Source organism: Variovorax sp. LjRoot84 (assembly GCF_964254305.1).
GTDB lineage: Bacteria > Pseudomonadota > Gammaproteobacteria > Burkholderiales > Burkholderiaceae_C > Variovorax.
The window spans coordinates 27,448-45,536 of the sequence record NZ_CAXUTE020000002.1; the positions used below are offsets into that span (position 1 = coordinate 27,448).

An 18,089-nucleotide genomic window follows, 5' to 3' on the forward strand; every position below is an offset into this window, starting at 1 on the left:
ACACAGGGAGGTCGGGTTAGTTTTAACATGAAGCGCGTCACAATCGGCCTACTGCCCACAACGCGCCGCTCGCCTGCCTGCGGAATGCGGCCCCAACCGGGCGAAAATCGGTCATGCGCAAGCCCGCCGTTCTTTGCCACCCGATTCCCTAAGCTCTCGTGCCCCCCACCGAACTCAAGGGCTTCATCCTCACTCGCCACTGGCGTGATGTCACGGCCGGCACCGAAATCGAGTACTGGCTGGCAACAGATGCGGGGCCGAGAAAAGTGGTCCTGACCGCACAGACCTCTGTGGCGTTCGTCGAAACGAAGCACAGGGCGTCCGTCGAAGCGCACCTTGCCGCCATGCCAGGGATGCAACTGCGGGAGCTCGAGTTGAAGACATTCCATCAGGAACCTGTCGTTGGTGTCTATGCGAAGCACTTCCGCCAACTGGGTCAGCTGGCACGCGCCCTCCGGCCACAGGGCATTCCCCTGCTGGAAGCAGACGTGCGCCCGCACGACCGCTACCTGATGGAGCGGTTCATCACCGTGGGCGTGCTGATGGAAGGAGGGAGGGTAGACCGCTCCACCATCGTCGACTGCAAGCTGAGGCCCGCGCCGGATTTCCGGCCGATGCTAAAAGTGGTGTCGCTGGACATCGAGACGAGCCAGGACGAGGAGCTCTTTTCGATTGCGCTGGACGGGACAGTTGACCGTGTGGTCTTCATGCTGGGCGAGCCGTCGCGTGGGCCGAGCGAGCCCTTGGACTTCTCGCTCATCTATTGCCCGACCCGCAAGGCCATGCTCGAGAAGCTTCACGACTGGTTCGAGAGGAACGACCCGGACGTCATCATCGGTTGGAGCGTCATTCAGTTCGACATGCGAGTTCTGCAGAAGGCAGCCGACGCGTGTGGGGCGCAGCTCCTTCTCGGCCGAGAGCGTCGGCCCATCGATTGGCGAACCCATCCGGGAAAGCAGGGCTACCTGTTCGCGGCCGTGCCCGGCCGGGTGGTCATCGACGGCATCGATGCACTCAAAGCAGCGTCGAGGAGCTTCCCTTCCTTCAGCCTGGAGGCCGTTTCACAGGAACTGCTGGGCGAGGGCAAGGCCATTGGCGATGAGTACGACAAGATGGCCGAGATTGAGCGGCGTTACCAGGAGGACAAGCCCGCGCTCGCGCTCTACAACATCCGGGACTGCGAGCTGGTTCTGCGCATCTTCGACAAGGCGAGGCTGCTGGAGTTCATGATGGAACGCGCCCACACCACGGGCCTGCAGGCCGACCACTTCGGGGGCTCGATTGCCGCGTTCAGCCACCACTACCTGCCGCGGATGCATCGCCTGGGCTACGTGGCGCCGAACGTGGGCGATATTCCGGGCAAGGCCTTCCCTGGCGGGTACGTGATGGACTCGAAGCCAGGGTTCTACGATTCCGTCGTGGTCCTGGACTACAAGAGCCTCTACCCCTCGATTATTCGAACGTTCCTGGTCGACCCTGTGGGCTTTGTGGAAGGCTCGAACGCCAGCGACCCGGCAATGGTCATCAAGGGTCCGCGAGGGACCTCGTTCTCGCGCGAGAAGCATTGCCTGCCAGAAATCGTGACCACCCTCTGGCGGGCTCGGGACGAGGCCAAGCTGGCCAAGAACGAGTCGCTGTCGCAGGCCCTGAAGCTCCTCATGAACTCCTTCGCCGGAGTGCTGGGTGCGGCCGACTGCCGATTCTTCAATCCAGAGGTCGTCTCAGCCGTCACCCTGCGCGGGCACGAGATGATGAAGCTCACGCGCAAATTCGTGGAGAACCGGGGGTACGAGGTCATCTATGGTGACACCGATTCCATCTTCATCTGGCTCAAGCGCACTCACACCAATGAGGAAGCGCAAGCCATTGCGGCAAACCTGGTGAGAGACATCAACGATTGGTGGAGGCGTACCCTCCGCGAGGAGCACGGGCTGGAGAACTTCCTCGAAATCGAGTTCGACACCCACTACAAGAAGTTCTTCATGCCCACCATTCGTGGCTCAGACGTTGGCAGCAAGAAGCGCTACGCGGGCCTGAGCGTGGATGCCACGGGCAAGGAGGAAATGGTCTACCGCGGCTTGGAGATGGCCCGCAGCGACTGGACGCCGTTGGCGCGCCAGTTCCAGGAAGGTCTGCTTTCGCGCATCTTCCACGGCGAGCCTTACAAGGAATTCGTGACCGACTATGCGCAGTCGACGTTGGCTGGCCGCAAGGATGACCTTCTCATCTACAGGAAGCGCCTGCGCCATCGCCTCGATGCCTACCAGGTCAACGTGCCACCGCAGGTCCGCGCCGCACGCATCGCCGACGAGTACAACGGCCGGGTCAACCGACCTCGGCAGTATCAGAAGGGTGGCTGGATTCGATACGTCATGACTCAAAACGGGCCGGAGCCAATGGAAACGCGCCATTCCCGCATCGACTACGAACACTACCTGACCAAGCAGCTCCAGCCGATTGCCGACGCCATCCTCCAGCCGATGGGGGAGAATTTCATGGCCCTGACAACCTCACAGCAAGGTCTTTTCTGAACGTCTCCCCAGGGCTTGAGCCTTCCGTCGGGAGGACAAGTCTCAGTGGCCAATCGTGGGCCGGTATGCTGAGACGGCACACGGCCACTAACGGACATTCGAGATCTGCTGCAAGCAAGTCTGTCGCTGAGCTTGCGACATGGGATGCTCCTCAATATCGAGCATCCGCCGTGTTGGGCCGGACTGGGCCGTGCGCTCGAAATCGACGCGCCGACGCCTCATCACCCGCGCGCCAAGCGCACCTGCGCCTCATCCAGTGCATGCACGAGCATGCGCGCAACGCGGTCGGGTCGGTACGTCTCGCCGGCCACGAGGATCACGTCGCGGGGATCGCCGTCCTGCGTGATCCACACGATGCCGACGAGGCATTCGACCCGGAAGGGTCGCGGATCGTCGATAGTCCAGGTTGCGTGTCGCGCGAGCGCCCGGGTAGTCGGCGGCTGTGCGGACGCGACGCGCCCGGACGCCCGCGATGGGCGATGCATGGTGCGATCGAAGAAAAACCAGGCGTCGAGGGCGATGCTCATGTCGGCTGCTCCATCCGTTGAAGACGCCGCCAGTCTCACCGACGCGCGCTCGTCGCGAAAGACGGTCCACTACGGGCCCGGGATCGCAGGCCCCCCCGTAGAACTACGGTAGGGTCCTTGCAGACCCGGCTCATTCCAGCATGCCGCGTTGCAGGGCCTGCCGCACGGCTTCAGCGCGCGAGCGGCATCCAAGCGACTGCATTGCGTGCGCGGCATGCATCTCGACCGTGCGCGGACTCAGGCCGAGCGCCTTGGCGACCTGCTTGTCGGTGTGGCCATGGCTGACCAGACGCAGCACCTCGATCTGGCGCGCCGTCAGCGTCGCGGTCGGCGCGGTGCGCAGCGGCGAGCCCGGGTGTACGCCCTCCGTTCCGCCCCAGCCGAAGAACGCGCTGAGTTCGGCCGCGACCGCAGGCCAGTTGGCGTCGGTTTCGAGCGGTAGATGATGATCACTTTCGAAGGGAACGAAGCGCGCCTGCGGCGCCACGGCGGCGAGTCGGCTGCCCTGCTCGAAAGGCACGACGAGATCGTTGCGTGCGTGCATCACCAACACCGGACAGCGAAGGTCGTGCGCGGGCTGTTCGACGTCGGCGTCGAAGCTCATGCGCGTGTAGGCCGTCGCGGCTGCGCGGGCGATGCGATCGATGACCGAGGCGTCCACCAGGTCCATCTGCTGCGCTGTGGCATGGGGATAGATGCGCGAGGTCATAGCGCGAAGGAAAGCCGTGCTGTAGGGCACCCGTTCGCCGAAGACGACCTCGATCGCGTCGAGCACGGCCTGTGTTTCCTTGAGGTGCGCGGCATCTTCATTGCGCCGCAGACGGCCGTGGAGGTAGCCGCCGTAGACGAACAGCCGGCTGACGCGCTCCGGGTGACGTGCCGCATAGGCGATCGCCAGCGGCGCACCGTGCGTCAGTGCACACAGTGACACCGGTGCAGAGGGCTGCGCAGCGACCACAGCTTCGAGGTCCTCGATGCAGGCATCGAAGCTCAATCGCTCGGGTTCGCGCGCCGACAGGCCGCACCCACGCACGTCGTAGCGAACGAAACGGCCGTGCTGTGCGAACAGGCGGATCCAATGCTCGGTGCCGACGGTCGGTGCGTCCATCCAGTCGCCCAAGTGCATCGAGACGCAGACCGTCACCGGCCCGCTGCCCCACGTCGCCATTGCGAGCCGTGTGCCGTCGAGACTGCTGACGTAGCGGATGTCCGGCTGCGTAGGCATGCGAGGCTCTCCTTGATGGCGTGGACAGGGAGATGCAGCGCGAACCAGGAGCAGCCCGGCCGGCCACGCCGGGGACGCCTGTCATCGAGGTCATCGATCCTCGAAAACGGCCAAGAATTTGACGACGTGGTGACCCGCGGCTAACTTCGGCGCATGACCTCCTCGCGGCTACAGTCGGCCAGGACCGGACCTTCAATCCAACCGCGAATCTAGGTATGAACTGTCAGATTTGTGGGCGCTTGCTCGACCGAGACGATGACCTGACTGCGGCGGCGATTGCTGGGGATGCGTCGTTGAGGTTGAGGCGGCCATGGGCTGGGAGCCATCCTTGAAGAAGGTGCGCGGAGAGCACGCGTCGGCTTCTCAGCCCTTCAAATCGGTTGACGGCCCGGTCTCCAATTCTTGGTTCTGATACAAAAGAGGTGGAGGCTCAATGTGTCAAGCTCGTTGATGACCTTTCGAGGCAAGAGTTTCTGGATGCACAACGCAGTGGCGGAGGTGTGGTTCGCCGCTTTCACGCGGGAGGTTGTAGGCGAAGCAGACACGCCGGGGTGGGTTCAGTCTATGTTGGGTGACGTTGCGCCGGCGCTCGAGCACGGGTGGGTCGACGGAATAGTGATGAGTTCCTTCGACAAGCACATCACATCAAATCTGAGGCTGGAAGCCTTCCTGCCAGGATTGGCAAGGACGAATTCGTACCTACGTTCGGTCGTTGTTCCTGGGGACGTGGTAGTGGTCGGAAGGGTTCGCGCCAGCAAGCAATTCTTGCTGCCGGAAATTGAGCGACTGGAAGACCTTTTCCTACGCCCTCAGGTACTCTCCGAGCCATGGGAGATATTCACAGTACCGACAGGTTGGCGAGCCGCATGACAGGCAACAGCCGGCCAGCACCGGACGTTCGACGATGACGTCCAATTCGACTTTGAAGCCAAATGAGTAGCAGCCTCAACAGCCTCCGTGACGAACTGATTGCGTCGCTCCATTCCGACCAGACCGTAGCGTCAAGAATCAGCGGCCGGCTTGGCGACCAGGCGTTTGTTCGCGACCTCGTCGAGGTCTGCAAGCCGTTCGACGACTACACGAACGACCCGCGCATGGAGGCCGCGTACTATGTTTCCCTCGCGCCCATCGGCTCGCTTGGAGCGGTCGCGCCCGACCTTGAGAGCCTCCTTCGCCTGCCGCTCGACGGGGAGACCATGGACAGCAACATCTCCCATCACCTGGTTCGGTGCGTTGGACGCCTCGTCGCGGAGGCGGGATTCGTTCCAAGCGGTGACGTAGCGCACCTTGTAGACGGCGCCTGAACCGCGAAGGCCACAATCGGCCATGAACGGCCCCACACGAAGGACCGCTTAGGGGCAAGCTCAATTCTCGCCTGGCGCTGTTGACTTGTACGTATCTGCTACGAAGCGGTAGGATCGCGATGAGATTCGCAGTGACGCGGACCTGGGAGAGGAAGATGCCAGCCCAGCGCTGCGCGCCAGCTTATCGCGCGCCGTATTCCAAAGACGTTTTGGTTCGCCAGAGCGTGTTCTTCGCTGGCGTGTGCCGTCCGAGCGGCAGGCCGCCAACGATGATATTCGGTCAAATATCCTGGAATCGCCAGGATATTTCGTCGCCGACATCAAGTTAGGCCACCGACAGCATTGCGGTCTCGCCCGTGAATGGAGGTCTTATGAATGGAATTCCCTCTTGGCATATCGTGGGGGACTGGTTCGACAACTGCAGCTGCGCAGTCGCTTGTCCCTGCACGTTCAGTCAGCCACCGGACAACGGCTTCTGTGAGTCGGTTCTCTTCTGGCACATAGAGCGCGGCCACTACGGCGATGTCAACCTTGACGGTCTCAGCTTCGTCCGGGTCTCCCGATGGGAAGGCGATCTCTGGGCGGGGAAGGCAAGCGGCGCTGCCGGCGTATTTATCGATGAGCGAGCCGACGAGCGCCAGAGCGAAGCGCTTCCACTTATTCTCGGGGGCCGTGCTGGAGGATTCCCCGCCCAACTCGCTGCATTATTCACTGGAGGCCGGCAGATTCGTGGCGTGGAGCGAGCACAGATTACGTTCGAGATCGCGCCCGACCGCGCGCACTGGGGAACCGAGATCGCTGGAAAGGTGAAGGCTTGGGCGAAGGCGTTGACGGGACCCACGAGCCGACCGGGGAAGTATCCCCAACTCATGAATGCGCCAGGTTGCGAGACCGGACCTGGACCGCAGCTCGTTACCTGGGGCAAGTCCACAATCTGCTCCGTGGACGCGTTCGGCTACAAATTCCAGTGGACGACGAATTCGAGCAAACACATCCCCTTCGACTGGACCGGTCCCTAACGTTGGACTCTAACGCCCATCGTGGCCTAACCCTACGGTCAACCGGTCGCGCTGATGCGGGGCTTGATCTTCGGTTAGCATCTTGCCGGCGCGCCGGTTACCTTCAATGGTTAGACCACTCGCGATGGGAACAAAGGCTTCGCTTCACCCCGGTGTGGATTCAGCTGCCGTCTGGTCGCGGTTGCCGCGGCGTTATCGCACTATCGTCGACATCTCTGCATTGGGTGCTGACCTTATCGACTTTCTCGTTTTCGAGACGGGTGAGGGGCACGTGGTGACCTTAGAGGACCTGGCGAAGGCGCTGAGTGGCATCGAGAGACCGTCGATGCGGCTCGCCGCGATCGGCTACGACTTCACTGAGGAGGCTAGCACCCAAATCAGGTCGCTCGGCGGGCTCATCTTCGCGGAGCAAAATGTTTGGGGCTGGACCGAGGAGCGCTAGGCATGCGATTCGCCAATGTTGACCGGTCTAACTGGTCAATCGACACGCCGGAGCTTGCCTCGTTTTAGTTGACACTTTCACCTAACGGATAGAGTGACCAATGGGAACCCCAGGAAAGCAGAAGATCAAGCCGGTTGACCGTCCAACGTAACCTTCCGCTTGAGCCGCACTCAAGTCGTGCGGCCGGGGTTTGAGCGACCGCTATTTGGCGGCGAGTTCGGACTCGCGTACAGCCGCTCAGGGCCCACTGCTGCCATACAGCACCCGCGATTGAGCGCCGCGGTCGTTCAACAGACCCACAAGGATTGGACGACCCAGCAGTAGGTTGTCTTGGAAAGACCTGTCGAGTACTTCAACACACTGAAGAACTGACGTCCGTGTCCCGGAGCGCGGTCTACGTGGCGGTGGACTCATTGGACGACGCCAATAAGGCGATGGCAGTCCTGGCGAAGGCCTGAAACGCGCTGTCGAGTGGTCTCCGGCGAATCGAGGGACTGGTCGTCATCTCATCAACAGTCAGCCCCAGCGGTCGTCCTTCACCCTGACCATGCCGCCCTCGACGCGGACCGGGAATGTTGCCACCGGTTCATACGCGGGCGGTGAGCGCGCCGCGCCGGTAAGAATCGAAAAGTGCGCGCCGTGGCGCGGGCAAATGATCTCCTCGCCCGCCACCTCCCCGCCCGAAAGTGTCTCGGCCTCGTGGCTGCAGATGTCCTCGATGGCGTAGTAGCGGCCGTTCAGGTTGAACACGGCGATCGGCGTGCCTTCGATCTCCAGTGTGCGCACGGTGCCGGGCGAAAAGTCCTCCACCCGGGCGACGGCGACCCATTCGGCCATGTCAGATCATCCCCAGATCCAAACGCGCCGCTTCGCTCATCCGGTCGCGCGACCAGGGCGGATCCCAGACCAGTTCCACCCGTGCTTCGTTGACGCCCTGCACCGCCTCCACCGCGCCCTCCACGGTCGCGGGGAAGGTCTGCGCCACCGGACAGCCCGGGGCGGTCAAGGTCATCCGGACCTGCACCTTTCCCGCAGCCTCATCGACATCGAGCCTGTAGACCAGGCCCAGATCGTAGATGTTGACCGGCAACTCCGGGTCGTACACCGTGCGCAGCGCGGCGATCACGCGGCCCTCCAGCCCTTCCGGCTCGGCCTCGCGCGTGGCCTCGTGTTGCTGGGCCTTGTGCAACCAATCGACGATGCTCATTGCTTCACTCCGTGGACACCGGCCGGGTCTCGTCATGCAGCGCCGCGTGCAAGGTGTGCCAGGCCAGCGTGGCGCACTTCACCCGCACCGGAAATTCGTGCACGCCGGACAGCACCTCCAGCTTGCCCAGCTGCACTGCGGAGTCCGCGCCATGGCCCGTGGTCAACAGCGCAAGGAATCCCTCGAACAGCGCCTGCGCCTCTTGCTCGGTCTTGCCCTTCAGCGCTTCCGTCATCAGCGAGGCCGAGGCGGTGGAGATGGCGCAGCCTGCCCCCTCGAAGCTCACGTCCTCGATCACTCCGTCGACCAGCTTCAGGTACAGCGTCAGCTTGTCGCCGCACAAGGGATTGAAGCCTTCGGCGCTGCGGTTCGCACCCGCCAGGCGCCCGAAATTCCGGGGCCTGCGGTTGTGGTCGAGGATGACCTCCTGGTAGAGATCACGTGGGGCGGGCATGGCCAAAGACCTCCTGCACCTTGCGTACGGCACGGAACAGCGCGTCCACTTCGGCGCGCGTGTTGTAGAGGGCGAACGAGGCGCGCACCGTGGCCGGCACATGGAAGTGCTCCATCACCGGCATGGCGCAATGGTGTCCCGTGCGCACAGCCACGCCCTCGCCATCGAGAATCGTGCCGACATCGTGCGGATGCACGCCGTCGAGCACGAACGACAGGATGCTCGCCTTGTCCTTCGCGGTGCCGATGAGGCGCAGGCCGGAAACTGCGCGCGCCTGCTCGGTGGCGTAGGCGAGCAGTTGGTGCTCGTGCGCAGCGATGGCGTCGAGTCCGATTTCGCTCACGTAATCGATCGCCGTGCCCAGACCGATCACCCCGGCGATATGGGGAGTACCCGCCTCGAACTTGTAGGGCAGGTCGTTGAAGGTGGTCTTGGCGAAGGTCACCTCGCGAATCATGTCGCCGCCACCTTGGTACGGAGGCATCGCCTCCAGCAACGCCGCCTTGCCGTAGAGCACGCCGACGCCGGTGGGGCCATACAGCTTGTGGCCCGAGAAGGCGTAGAAATCGCAGTCGAGCGCCTGCACATCGATCTTGATGTGGGGCGCCGCCTGGGCGCCGTCGATGAGCACCGCAGCGCCTTTGGCGTGGGCAAGATCGACGATGCGCTTCACCGCATTGATGGTTCCCAGCGCGTTCGACAAATGCGTCACCGCGACGAACCGGGTGCGCGCACCGAGCAAGCGCTCCAACTCGCGCGGCACCAGTTCGCCGTCGTCGTCGATCGGCGCAACCCGCAGCACGGCGCCGCTGCGCTCGCACAGCATCTGCCATGGCACGATGTTCGAGTGGTGCTCCATCTCCGTGATGAGAATCTCGTCGCCCGGCTGCAAGCGCTGCCCCCAACTCGCCGCTACGAGGTTGATGGCCTCCGTGGTGCCGCGCACGAACACGATTTCCTCGCGCCGTGCCGCGTTGATGACGCGCCTCACGGTATCGCGCGCGGCCTCGTAGGCGTCGGTCGCCTGCTGGCTCAAGGCATGCACGCCACGGTGAATGTTGGCATTGAGCTCTGCGTAGTAGCGCGCCTCGGCATCGATCACGCACTGCGGCTTCTGGCTGGTGGCGGCGTTGTCGAGGTAGACGAGGGGCTTACCGTGCACGCTGCGGTGCAGGATCGGGAAATCCTCGCGCAGCCGCGCCACGTCGAAGGCCAAAATCGGCGCCGCGCCGCGCAATGTGCTCAGTTCGCTCGCTGCGCTCTTCACAGCAGCTCCTTCACCTGCTCGGGCAGCCGGCCGCGCAGCAGTTGCTCCAGGCGCGAGCGCAAGGGCACGCAGCTCACCCGTGTCGCGACGTCCTCGGCAAAGGCGAAGGTCAGCAGCGCGCGCGCCGACGCGTCATCCATCCCGCGCGAACGCAAGTAGTAAATCTGCTCGGCGTCGAGCTGGCCGACGGTGGCGCCATGGCTGCACTTCACGTCGTCGGCATAGATCTCCAGTTGCGGCTTGGTATCGACCTCGGCGTTGTCCGACAGCAGCAGATTGCGGTTGGATTGCTGTGCGTCGGTGCGCTGCGCGTCGGGATGCACGATCACCTTGCCGTTGAACACCGCGCGCGAAGCGCCGTCTAGCACGCCCTTGTAGAACTCGCGGCTGGTGCCGCGCGGTCGCAGGTGGTCGATGCGGGTGTGATGGTCCATGTGCTGCCTGCCGTTCGCCATGTACAGGCCGATCAGCGTGGCTTCGCAGCGCGGCGCGTCGAGTCGAGTGGCGATGTCGTTGCGCGAGAGCAGCCCGCCCAGCGCAAAGGACTGCGACGTGAAGCGGGTGTCGGGCCCCTGCTCGGCGCGAATATCGGCGATGTGATGGCCGCGCAGGCCCTCCTGCTGCAGCTTGGTATGGATGATGGTTGCGCCCGCGTCGGCCTGGATGTGCGTGACCGCGTTGGTGAGGTACGCGGCATCGTTGGTGCCGACGTAGTGCTCGATGATCTCGGCCCGCGATCCGGCGCCGGCGCGGATGATGTTGCGCGCGTGAACGGCAAGATCGGCGTCCGTCGTGATGAACAGCAGATGGATTGGCTCATCAACCGCACATCCTGCGGCGAGATCGATGTGCGCCCCATCGGCCCAGAACGCGGCATTGAGCGCCGTGAAGCCGTTGACGAGCGCTACGGCATCGCGGGTGAACACGGCTTCGAACCGATCCGGGCGGTCCGCGATCGCCGTTGCGAGGCTGCCGACTTCGGCGTCGCGCGGCAGGGAACCTGGGCGCGACAACCCTGGCGCATGACGTCCGTTGATGAACACCAGCAGGCGGCTTGTGGCCAGGGCCAGCTCATCGACCTGATCCGCGCCGACGCCGTCAAACGATTCGGGCATGAACTTGAAGGCGCGCTTTTCGAGGGTTGCCACGCTGGTGTACTTCCAGTCTTCGTCTCGAAGGGTCGGAAAGCCCAGCTCGGCGAAGCGCTCGAACGCGACCGCGCGCGTGCGCTGCAACCACGGCAGCCGTGCGCCCACGAGGCGAGGCTCTAGCTGCGCGAATTGCGCGTGGTAGAGATCTTTATTCATCATGGCCGTGCCGTTTCATTCAGCGCCTGAGCCTGCGCCTCAACCCAGCCATAGCCGCGGCTTTCCAGCTCCAATGCCAGCTCCGGACCACCGGACTTGACGATGCGCCCCTGCGCCAGGACGTGCACCTGGTCCGGCACGATGTAGTTGAGCAGCCGCTGGTAGTGCGTCACCAGGATGATTGCGCGCTGCGGGCTGCGCATGGCTTCAACACCATGGGCGACGACCTTGAGCGCATCGATGTCGAGGCCGGAGTCGGTCTCGTCGAGGATCGCGAGCTTCGGCTCCAGCACCGCCATCTGCAGGATCTCGTTGCGCTTCTTCTCGCCGCCCGAGAAGCCTTCGTTCACCGAGCGGTAAAGCAGGCCCTGGTCCATGTCCATCAACTTCAACTTGCCTTTCACCAGGGCGAGGAAGTCGATCGCATCCAGTTCCTGCTCGCCGCGGTGCTTGCGGATCGCATTGAGTGCCGCCTTGAGCAGATAGATGTTCGCCACGCCGGGGATCTCCACCGGGTACTGGAAGGCGAGGAAGATCCCTTCCCGAGCGCGCGCCTCGGGCGGCATGTCGAGCAGGTTCTTCCCGGCGTAGAGCACCTCTCCGGCCGTCACGACATAGTCCTCCCGCCCGGCCAGCACATGCGCCAGCGTGCTCTTGCCCGAACCGTTGGGCCCCATGATGGCGTGGACCTCGCCGGCATGCACCGTGAGGTCGATGCCACGGAGAATGGGTTTGCCGTCGACCGAAACGTGCAGATTCTTGATGGACAGCATCAACCTATGCTCCCTTCGAGACTTACGCCGAGCAGCTTCTGCGCTTCCACCGCGAACTCCATCGGCAGTTCCTTGAACACCTCCTTGCAGAAGCCGTTCACGATCATCGACACCGCGTCCTCCGCCGAGAGTCCGCGGCTCTGGCAGTAATAGAGCTGGTCTTCGCCGATGCGCGACGTGGAGGCCTCGTGCTCGACCCGGGCGGTGGGGTTCTTCACCTCGATGTAGGGGAAGGTGTGAGCGGCGCACTTGTCGCCCAGCAGCAAGGAGTCGCACTGCGTGTAGTTGCGCGCGCCGACGGCGCTCTTCGCGACCTTCACCTGCCCCCGGTAGGCGTTGCGTCCATGGCCGGCCGAGATGCCCTTGGAGAGGATCGTGCTTTTTGTGTTCCTGCCGAGGTGGATCATCTTGGTGCCGGTATCCGCTTGCTGGTAGTGGTTGGTCAGCGCCACCGAATGGAACTCGCCCACGGCGTTGTCGCCCTGCAAGATGACGCTCGGATACTTCCAGGTGATCGCCGAGCCGGTTTCCACCTGGGTCCAGGAAATTTTCGAGTTCGCGCCGCGGCAGTCGCCGCGCTTGGTGACGAAGTTGTAGATGCCGCCCTTGCCGTCCTTGTCACCCGGATACCAGTTCTGCACTGTCGCGTACTTGATCTGCGCGTCGTCGAGCGCAATCAACTCGACGACGGCGGCATGCAATTGGTTCTCGTCCCGCATCGGCGCCGTGCAGCCTTCGAGGTAGCTCACGTACGCGCCGCGGTCGGCGATGATCAGGGTGCGCTCGAACTGGCCGGTGTTGCTGGCGTTGATGCGAAAGTACGTCGACAGCTCCATCGGGCAGCGTACGCCGGGCGGGATGTAGCAGAACGAACCGTCGGTGAAGACCGCCGAGTTCAGCGTCGCGAAGAAGTTGTCGGTGTAGGGCACCACCGAGCCGAGGTATTGCCGGACCAGATCGGGGTGGTTCTGCACGGCCTCCGAGAACGAACAGAACACGATGCCGAGTTCGGCCAGCTTCGCCTTGTAGGTCGTGGCCACTGAAACGCTGTCGAACACTGCATCCACCGCGACGCCCGCGAGCAGTTCTCGCTCCTGGAGCGGCACACCGAGCTTTTCATACATCCGCAGCAACTCGGGATCGACCTCGTCCAGGCTCTGCGGTCCGCTCTTCTGCGATTTCGGCGCGGAGTAGTAGGCGATGTTCTGGTAGTCGATGGGCGGATGCTCGACCGTCGCCCACTGCGGCTCGGTCATGGTCAGCCAATGGCGATAGGCGTTCAGCCGCCACGCCAGCATGAATTCCGGCTCGTTCTTCTTGGCGGAAATCACGCGGATCACGGCCTCGCTCAGCCCGCGCGGCACGGTGTCCGTGTCCACGGCGGTGAAGAAGCCGTGCTGGTAGTCGCGGCTGATCAGAGCATCGAGTTGGTGTGCCGGCGCAGTCATGTGGAGCTCCTTCATGCGAGCGCGCGCGGCCGCGGTGCACGCCGAGCGTCCAGTTGGACGGGCTTGAACGTCGGTTGCGCCAAGTCCGCCAGCGTCATCTGGCCCAGGGCATCCAGAACCATGCGATTGATACGTTGCCAATTCGTCCGGATCGAGCACGACCCTTCGAGCGCACAGAGGCCGGCGACGGCACTGCATTCGGTCAGGCCGATCGGGCCTTCCATGGCGTCGATGAGCTCGGCAATCGAGATCTCGCCGGCGGGCCGCGACAGCATGTACCCGCCCTTCACGCCACGCACCGATCGCAGCAAGTTGACCCGTGCCAGCATCTTCAGGACCTTGCTGGCTGTGGGCACAGCCACGCCAATCGTCCCCGCCAGTTCGGCCGCGGCGTGAATCCGATCCGGCTCGCGCGCGATATGGGCCATCGCCACGGTGCCGTAGTCGGTCAACTTGCTTAGTCTCAGCATTGGCATCACCCCATGACGATTAGTACCAATTTGGTACTGATTTGTTCCTGATGACGGCATTTGCTCGAGAGGACCGGCAGAGAAACGGCTAGCTCAGTGAGGTGCCCGTCTCGCGTCCACCGCCGGATACTCGGGGCGGATATCGAAGTTCAAACTGCGATGGGCGATTCGCAGCGCCGTTTCAGCATCCGCGGGGATCAGAGCCCGGGCGAAGATGAACCCAAGGTAGCTCGCCCCGTCGGGAGGCGGAGCGACGATCTGGCCGGGCTCCGCCGTAATGGTGACCCCCGTGACCCCGGGTACCGCCTGCGCGGCGGCCAGGCCTTCGAGGCCGTGGTAAATGCCGCGCCGCGGAATGGGGATCATCATGACCCCCGCGGCGCCGCCCTTGCCGGCGAGGGCGAGCGGTTTTGCCAGCGGTTTGCCCACCAACGGGCGCAGGATCAGCTCCTCCAGGCTCATGCCCAGGGAATGGGTAAGCACCCGCCCGCACAAGCCCCCGATGGAGCGGGCCGCGATCTCCAGCAGCCAGATGCCTTGCTTATTGACCCGCACTTCGGCGTGGACCGGCCCTGCTGTGAGCCCGGCCACGCAGCAGGCACGTGCCACCTCGTGATGGATGCGTTCCTGGAGCGCCCCCGGCAGCCGGGAGGGCGTGACATAAAGGGTTTCCTCGAAATACGGCCCGTCCAGGGGATCGGGCTTGTCGAACAGGGCGAGGGTCGTGAGCTCGCCACGGTCCAAGGTGCCTTCCAGCGCGTACTCCCGTCCGGGAATGAAGGCCTCGATGATCAAGCCCAGCTCCTGGGCGTCCCGGTCGGCCCGGGACTGGATGGCCCGCACCCGGTTCACGGCTCGAAACAGCTCTTCGGGATCATCGGCACGGATCACGCCGCGGCTCCCCGATAAACGTCGGGCCTTCACCACCACCGGGAACTTCAAGTCGGGAACCAGCTTCCGGGGGTCTTCGCCGGTCGGCAGGTGATGGAACTCGGGACACGGGAACTCCCGCTCCCGGAGCAGCCGGCGGAACGCCAGCTTGTCGCGCACCCGGCGCACCGCGTGGGCGGGATTGCCCGGCAGGCCCAGACGTTCCGAGAGCAGCGCTGCAAGCTCGACTCCCGAATCGTCCACCGCCAGCACGGCATCCAGGGTGCCATCGATCTCCCGGAGAACGGTGTCCGCCGCCTGCTCCGGCTGGTCGAAATGGAGCGCCATGATGGGAGGCAGGCCCCAGGATGGCGCCAGTCGGTGGCAGTAGTTGGCCGCAGCCACGATCTCGACGCCCAGCGTTCTCGCAGCGGCAACAAAGTCGTTGTTACGGTAGCCGGTGGTGGGCAGAAGCAGGAGGACGCGCTTCATGAATCGACTGGTTCAGAAAGACTGGAGCTGTTGGTCGGTGGGCTCGGCGCAGCAGTACCACGGCTCCGATAGACGGGGGATTGGAGATCCCAGGTTCCCTGCGACGTTCGGCGCGGGGCGCTCCGCAGCCTCGTGGGCCATGCGCCATACGGCGGCGAACACTTCGCGGCGTGATCGACCCTGCCGCTCACATCGGGCTACCAGCGCCTGCAGGCCGCGCTGCAATTGGTCGACGCGGGGATCGGGATGCTCCCACGGATAGCCCAGGAGCCTCGCATCGAAGGCCTTCAGGTGCTCGTTGAAGCCGGGGAGCTTCAGAAGATACGAGCCTTTGGGAACGAGCAGCCGGATGGTGAGCTGCACCGGGGGCACGCTCTCCACGAGTTGCAGCTCCAGCAGCCGCTCCAGCAGGGCGATGTAGCCTTCCAATCTCGTCCACGGGGTGAAGGCTACAAAGGTCGGGGCGAGCGCAATGCCGGCTTCGCGGGTGAGCGCCACCGCCCGGTCAAAGTCGCGGCTCGTATGGTTCTTGGCGAGAAGGCGCAGGATGTCGTCGTCCACAGCCTCCACAGCGGAGGTGATGAACAGGCACCCGCTTCGCCGCAACTCAGGCAGCAGTTTGGCGTGATCGATGAGGTGCTGGATCTTGATGGTGGCATCGAACGTGACTTCGGGAAACGCGTCGTGCAACGCCCGCGCCAGCCTCAGGCCATGGGTGGGACCGTTGAAGAAGTCCGGGTCGCCGAAGGAAATGTGCGTCGCCCCTTCCCGGACCTGCTGCCGGATGTCTTCCATCACCACGTCTGCCGGGACGATGCGGAATGTTCCCTGATACACCGGGACCACCGGGCAGTGCCTGCAGAGATGCTTGCAGCCCCGGCTTCCCTCGGCAAACCCGGCGACCCGGGCGGATCCGTCCGGCAGCACCAGGTGGGCGTAGCGAGAGAGCTTGGGCAGGCCGCTGCGGTCCGGCACTTCGAACGGGATCCTGCCCAGGCTGATGACCGGCTCGCTCTGGGTCATCGTCGTCCCCCTTTGGGTCACCGCCCTTCCATTCGCCCGGAGTCGCTGGCCAAGGGACACCAGCGCGAGCTCCAGCTCCCCGCCCAGCACGGTGCCCACGCCCAGTCCGCGCAGCAGCGCCTCATTCATGGGGGCGTAGAGCCCGTAGACGCAGAGGTGGGCCTTCGGCGCGAGCCGTCCGATGTGGGGCAGGGCCTCCACCGCGATGCGGGTGGCGGTATGCATGCCCACATAGAGGGCCACCAGGCCCGCATTTTTCAGGATGTCGGGATCGAGCTTCTGCAGCGAAAAATCGAGGCAAGTCACCGCAAAGCCCTCGCGCTTCAGCAAGGCGGCAGGCTCCGCCAGGGCAAACGGCTGCCGCCCCAGTTCATAGGGACTTATGAGGACGACCTCGAAGGGGGCAGTCGCTGCGGGCAATGGCGCAACCTGGGACAACATGGACGGCGAAAGCTGAGGGGGGTTCAGCTATTTTGATTTCGGCCGTTGCTCGAAAGGCGCGGGGCCCGGCTCGCGGCTAGCCCCGGCCTCTTCGAGGCGCTCAAGGTATTGCCGCCACAGCGTATCGCGGTTGGTGCCCAGCCAGAACAGATAGTCCCAGGAGTAGATGCCCGTGCTGTGCCCGTCGGAAAACGTCGGCTGCACTGCGTAGTTGCCGACCGGCTCGAGATTCGAGATATCCACCTCGCCTTTGCCGACCTGCAGCACTTCCTGGCCGGGTCCGTGCCCGCGCACTTCGGCTGAAGGCGAATACACGCGCAGCAACTCGTAGCTCAACTCGAACCGGCTGCCGTCGGAAAACACGAGTTCCATGAGCCGCGACTTTTGGTGCAGCTTGATTTCGGTCGGTTGTGGCGTATTGGTGTCCATGGAGCGAATCAGGGGTCTGTTCGCGCGGCGCTGCGGCCTACTTCTGCGACGGCGGGGTATAGCCGGCGGCAACGTCGGCGCCGCTGCCAAAGAAGTATTTCTCCATCTGCTGCGCGAGGTAGTCGCGCGCCTTCTTGTCGGCGAGGTTGAGCTGGTTCTCATTGACCAGCATCTTCTGGTGCTCGAGCCACTGCTTCCAGGCTTCCTTCGACACGTTCTCGAAGACGCGCTTGCCGAGTTCGCCCGGATAAGGCGGGAAATCAAGCCCCTCGGCCTCGCGCCCGACCTTGATGCATCTGACCATGCGCGCCATGAACGAACTCCACACGTCGCCCATCGCAGGCACGATGAGCCTTTGGTCGAGTATAGGCTGGCGAATGCCCCTGCTGAGAACGAACACACCCCGGAAGGAGGCCGGGTCCACGCCCGGCCGGGCGGTGGTGCAAAGCGCTGGCCGGGGTCTTCTGATGAAGGCGCAGACGCTAGAGAACGAGGTCGAGCGAGCCGGTCCGGCGCTGCATCTGCTCCTGCGCTACGGTCAGGCGCTGGTAACGCAGATCGCGCAAACGGCGGTGCGCAACCGACATCATTCCCTCGACCAGCAACTGTGCCGCTGGCTGCTGATGCGCCTGGACCGTCTGCGGGGCAATGAGCTCGTGATGACGCAGGAAGTGATCGCCAACACACTCGGCTTGCGCCGCGAAGGCGTGACAGTGGGCGCGCTCAAGCTGCAGAAGCTCGGGCTGATTCGCTACTGCGCGGCCACATCTCGGTGCCGGACCGCAAGGGGCTGGAGAAACGCACCTGCGAGTGTTATCAAGCGGTCAAGAGTACGAACCGCTGCTGTCCAAGAAGCTTGC

At 63.9% G+C, this 18,089-nt stretch carries 19 protein-coding genes and 1 pseudogene; 6 read left to right on the forward strand and 14 right to left on the reverse strand.

The window, feature by feature from the left end; genetic code table 11:
* Positions 1 to 158 precede the first annotated feature (158 nt).
* A complete protein-coding gene (locus ACSQ9I_RS30810; RefSeq protein WP_436315885.1) occupies positions 159 to 2,531 on the forward strand; it encodes a DNA polymerase II in 2,373 nt (790 codons plus the stop codon).
* A gap of 221 nt (positions 2,532 to 2,752) precedes the next feature.
* Here the strand turns inward: ACSQ9I_RS30810 and ACSQ9I_RS30815 are convergent, their stop codons facing one another.
* On the reverse strand, positions 2,753 to 3,058 hold the full coding sequence (locus ACSQ9I_RS30815) for a DUF2917 domain-containing protein (RefSeq protein WP_436315886.1): 306 nt from the start codon (positions 3,056 to 3,058) through the stop codon (positions 2,753 to 2,755).
* 130 nt (positions 3,059 to 3,188) lie between these two features.
* Positions 3,189 to 4,283, reverse strand: coding sequence for an alpha/beta fold hydrolase (locus ACSQ9I_RS30820; protein WP_436297550.1), 1,095 nt, complete (start codon positions 4,281 to 4,283; stop codon positions 3,189 to 3,191).
* Positions 4,284 to 4,760: 477 nt separating this feature from the next.
* On the opposite strand from ACSQ9I_RS30820, the gene ACSQ9I_RS30825 reads away from it, so the two are divergent.
* From ACSQ9I_RS30825 to ACSQ9I_RS30840, 4 genes are all read left to right on the forward strand, one after another.
* Positions 4,761 to 5,153, forward strand: coding sequence for a hypothetical protein (locus ACSQ9I_RS30825; RefSeq protein WP_436315887.1), 393 nt, complete (start codon positions 4,761 to 4,763; stop codon positions 5,151 to 5,153).
* Between the two features lie 62 nt (positions 5,154 to 5,215).
* Entirely contained in the window at positions 5,216 to 5,587 is a 372-nt protein-coding gene (locus ACSQ9I_RS30830; protein ID WP_436315888.1) for a hypothetical protein, read from the forward strand.
* A 371-nt stretch (positions 5,588 to 5,958) separates the two neighbouring features.
* A complete protein-coding gene (locus tag ACSQ9I_RS30835) occupies positions 5,959 to 6,606 on the forward strand; it encodes a DUF1326 domain-containing protein (protein WP_436315889.1) in 648 nt (215 codons plus the stop codon).
* Positions 6,607 to 6,730: 124 nt separating this feature from the next.
* Complete coding sequence (locus ACSQ9I_RS30840) at positions 6,731 to 7,048, forward strand: hypothetical protein (RefSeq protein WP_436315890.1); 318 nt, start codon at positions 6,731 to 6,733, stop codon at positions 7,046 to 7,048.
* 516 nt (positions 7,049 to 7,564) lie between these two features.
* On the opposite strand, the gene ACSQ9I_RS30845 is transcribed toward ACSQ9I_RS30840, so the two are convergent.
* From ACSQ9I_RS30845 to ACSQ9I_RS30900, 12 genes are read right to left on the reverse strand one after another with little or no spacing between them, the layout of a single operon-like run.
* Positions 7,565 to 7,885 carry a Rieske (2Fe-2S) protein gene (locus tag ACSQ9I_RS30845; protein ID WP_436315892.1) on the reverse strand — a complete coding sequence of 107 codons (321 nt, stop codon included), beginning with the start codon at positions 7,883 to 7,885 and terminating at the stop codon, positions 7,565 to 7,567.
* Between the two features lies 1 nt (position 7,886).
* On the reverse strand, positions 7,887 to 8,255 hold the full coding sequence (locus ACSQ9I_RS30850; RefSeq protein WP_436315893.1) for an SUF system Fe-S cluster assembly protein: 369 nt from the start codon (positions 8,253 to 8,255) through the stop codon (positions 7,887 to 7,889).
* A gap of 4 nt (positions 8,256 to 8,259) precedes the next feature.
* Positions 8,260 to 8,709, reverse strand: a complete 450-nt coding sequence (gene sufU / locus ACSQ9I_RS30855) for a Fe-S cluster assembly sulfur transfer protein SufU (protein ID WP_436315894.1) — start codon at positions 8,707 to 8,709, stop codon at positions 8,260 to 8,262.
* Entirely contained in the window at positions 8,693 to 9,976 is a 1,284-nt protein-coding gene (locus ACSQ9I_RS30860) for a SufS family cysteine desulfurase (protein WP_436315895.1), read from the reverse strand. Before ACSQ9I_RS30860 ends, sufU begins: the two co-directional genes overlap by 17 nt.
* Entirely contained in the window at positions 9,973 to 11,286 is a 1,314-nt protein-coding gene (gene sufD, locus ACSQ9I_RS30865) for a Fe-S cluster assembly protein SufD (protein ID WP_436315896.1), read from the reverse strand. The genes ACSQ9I_RS30860 and sufD overlap by 4 nt, the downstream gene beginning before the upstream one ends.
* Positions 11,283 to 12,056: a Fe-S cluster assembly ATPase SufC gene (sufC, locus tag ACSQ9I_RS30870; protein ID WP_436315897.1), complete on the reverse strand. Its 774-nt coding sequence runs from the start codon at positions 12,054 to 12,056 to the stop codon at positions 11,283 to 11,285. The genes sufD and sufC overlap by 4 nt, the downstream gene beginning before the upstream one ends.
* On the reverse strand, positions 12,056 to 13,504 hold the full coding sequence (sufB, locus tag ACSQ9I_RS30875) for a Fe-S cluster assembly protein SufB (RefSeq protein WP_436315898.1): 1,449 nt from the start codon (positions 13,502 to 13,504) through the stop codon (positions 12,056 to 12,058). Before sufB ends, sufC begins: the two co-directional genes overlap by 1 nt.
* A gap of 11 nt (positions 13,505 to 13,515) precedes the next feature.
* Entirely contained in the window at positions 13,516 to 14,034 is a 519-nt protein-coding gene (locus ACSQ9I_RS30880; protein WP_436315899.1) for an SUF system Fe-S cluster assembly regulator, read from the reverse strand.
* Positions 14,035 to 14,067: 33 nt separating this feature from the next.
* Positions 14,068 to 15,336 (reverse strand): ATP-grasp domain-containing protein, encoded by a 1,269-nt coding sequence (locus ACSQ9I_RS30885; RefSeq protein WP_436315900.1) that lies wholly within the window; start codon positions 15,334 to 15,336, stop codon positions 14,068 to 14,070.
* Positions 15,337 to 15,348: 12 nt separating this feature from the next.
* Complete coding sequence (locus ACSQ9I_RS30890; RefSeq protein ID WP_436315901.1) at positions 15,349 to 16,800, reverse strand: CUAEP/CCAEP-tail radical SAM (seleno)protein; 1,452 nt, start codon at positions 16,798 to 16,800, stop codon at positions 15,349 to 15,351.
* Positions 16,801 to 16,827: 27 nt separating this feature from the next.
* Positions 16,828 to 17,238 (reverse strand): gamma-butyrobetaine hydroxylase-like domain-containing protein, encoded by a 411-nt coding sequence (locus ACSQ9I_RS30895; protein ID WP_436317077.1) that lies wholly within the window; start codon positions 17,236 to 17,238, stop codon positions 16,828 to 16,830.
* A gap of 28 nt (positions 17,239 to 17,266) precedes the next feature.
* Positions 17,267 to 17,542, reverse strand: a complete 276-nt coding sequence (locus ACSQ9I_RS30900) for an oxidative damage protection protein (protein ID WP_436315902.1) — start codon at positions 17,540 to 17,542, stop codon at positions 17,267 to 17,269.
* A gap of 103 nt (positions 17,543 to 17,645) precedes the next feature.
* Here ACSQ9I_RS30900 and ACSQ9I_RS30905 point away from each other — a divergent pair.
* Positions 17,646 to 18,088 (forward strand): annotated as a pseudogene (locus ACSQ9I_RS30905) (Crp/Fnr family transcriptional regulator); the annotation flags it as partial.
* Position 18,089: the final 1 nt, after the last annotated feature.

Coding starts and splice junctions, on each gene's coding strand:
- ACSQ9I_RS30815 (WP_436315886.1), bottom strand. CDS start 3,058: ATGAGCATCGCCCTCGACGCCTGGTTTTTCTTCGATCGCACCATGCAT.
- ACSQ9I_RS30820 (WP_436297550.1), bottom strand. CDS start 4,283: ATGCCTACGCAGCCGGACATCCGCTACGTCAGCAGTCTCGACGGCACA.
- ACSQ9I_RS30825 (WP_436315887.1), top strand. CDS start 4,761: ATGCACAACGCAGTGGCGGAGGTGTGGTTCGCCGCTTTCACGCGGGAG.
- ACSQ9I_RS30830 (WP_436315888.1), top strand. CDS start 5,216: ATGAGTAGCAGCCTCAACAGCCTCCGTGACGAACTGATTGCGTCGCTC.
- ACSQ9I_RS30835 (WP_436315889.1), top strand. CDS start 5,959: ATGAATGGAATTCCCTCTTGGCATATCGTGGGGGACTGGTTCGACAAC.
- ACSQ9I_RS30840 (WP_436315890.1), top strand. CDS start 6,731: ATGGGAACAAAGGCTTCGCTTCACCCCGGTGTGGATTCAGCTGCCGTC.
- ACSQ9I_RS30845 (WP_436315892.1), bottom strand. CDS start 7,885: ATGGCCGAATGGGTCGCCGTCGCCCGGGTGGAGGACTTTTCGCCCGGC.
- ACSQ9I_RS30850 (WP_436315893.1), bottom strand. CDS start 8,255: ATGAGCATCGTCGATTGGTTGCACAAGGCCCAGCAACACGAGGCCACG.
- sufU (WP_436315894.1), bottom strand. CDS start 8,709: ATGCCCGCCCCACGTGATCTCTACCAGGAGGTCATCCTCGACCACAAC.
- sufD (WP_436315896.1), bottom strand. CDS start 11,286: ATGATGAATAAAGATCTCTACCACGCGCAATTCGCGCAGCTAGAGCCT.
- sufC (WP_436315897.1), bottom strand. CDS start 12,056: ATGCTGTCCATCAAGAATCTGCACGTTTCGGTCGACGGCAAACCCATT.
- sufB (WP_436315898.1), bottom strand. CDS start 13,504: ATGACTGCGCCGGCACACCAACTCGATGCTCTGATCAGCCGCGACTAC.
- ACSQ9I_RS30880 (WP_436315899.1), bottom strand. CDS start 14,034: ATGCCGTCATCAGGAACAAATCAGTACCAAATTGGTACTAATCGTCAT.
- ACSQ9I_RS30885 (WP_436315900.1), bottom strand. CDS start 15,336: ATGAAGCGCGTCCTCCTGCTTCTGCCCACCACCGGCTACCGTAACAAC.
- ACSQ9I_RS30890 (WP_436315901.1), bottom strand. CDS start 16,800: ATGTTGTCCCAGGTTGCGCCATTGCCCGCAGCGACTGCCCCCTTCGAG.
- ACSQ9I_RS30900 (WP_436315902.1), bottom strand. CDS start 17,542: ATGGCGCGCATGGTCAGATGCATCAAGGTCGGGCGCGAGGCCGAGGGG.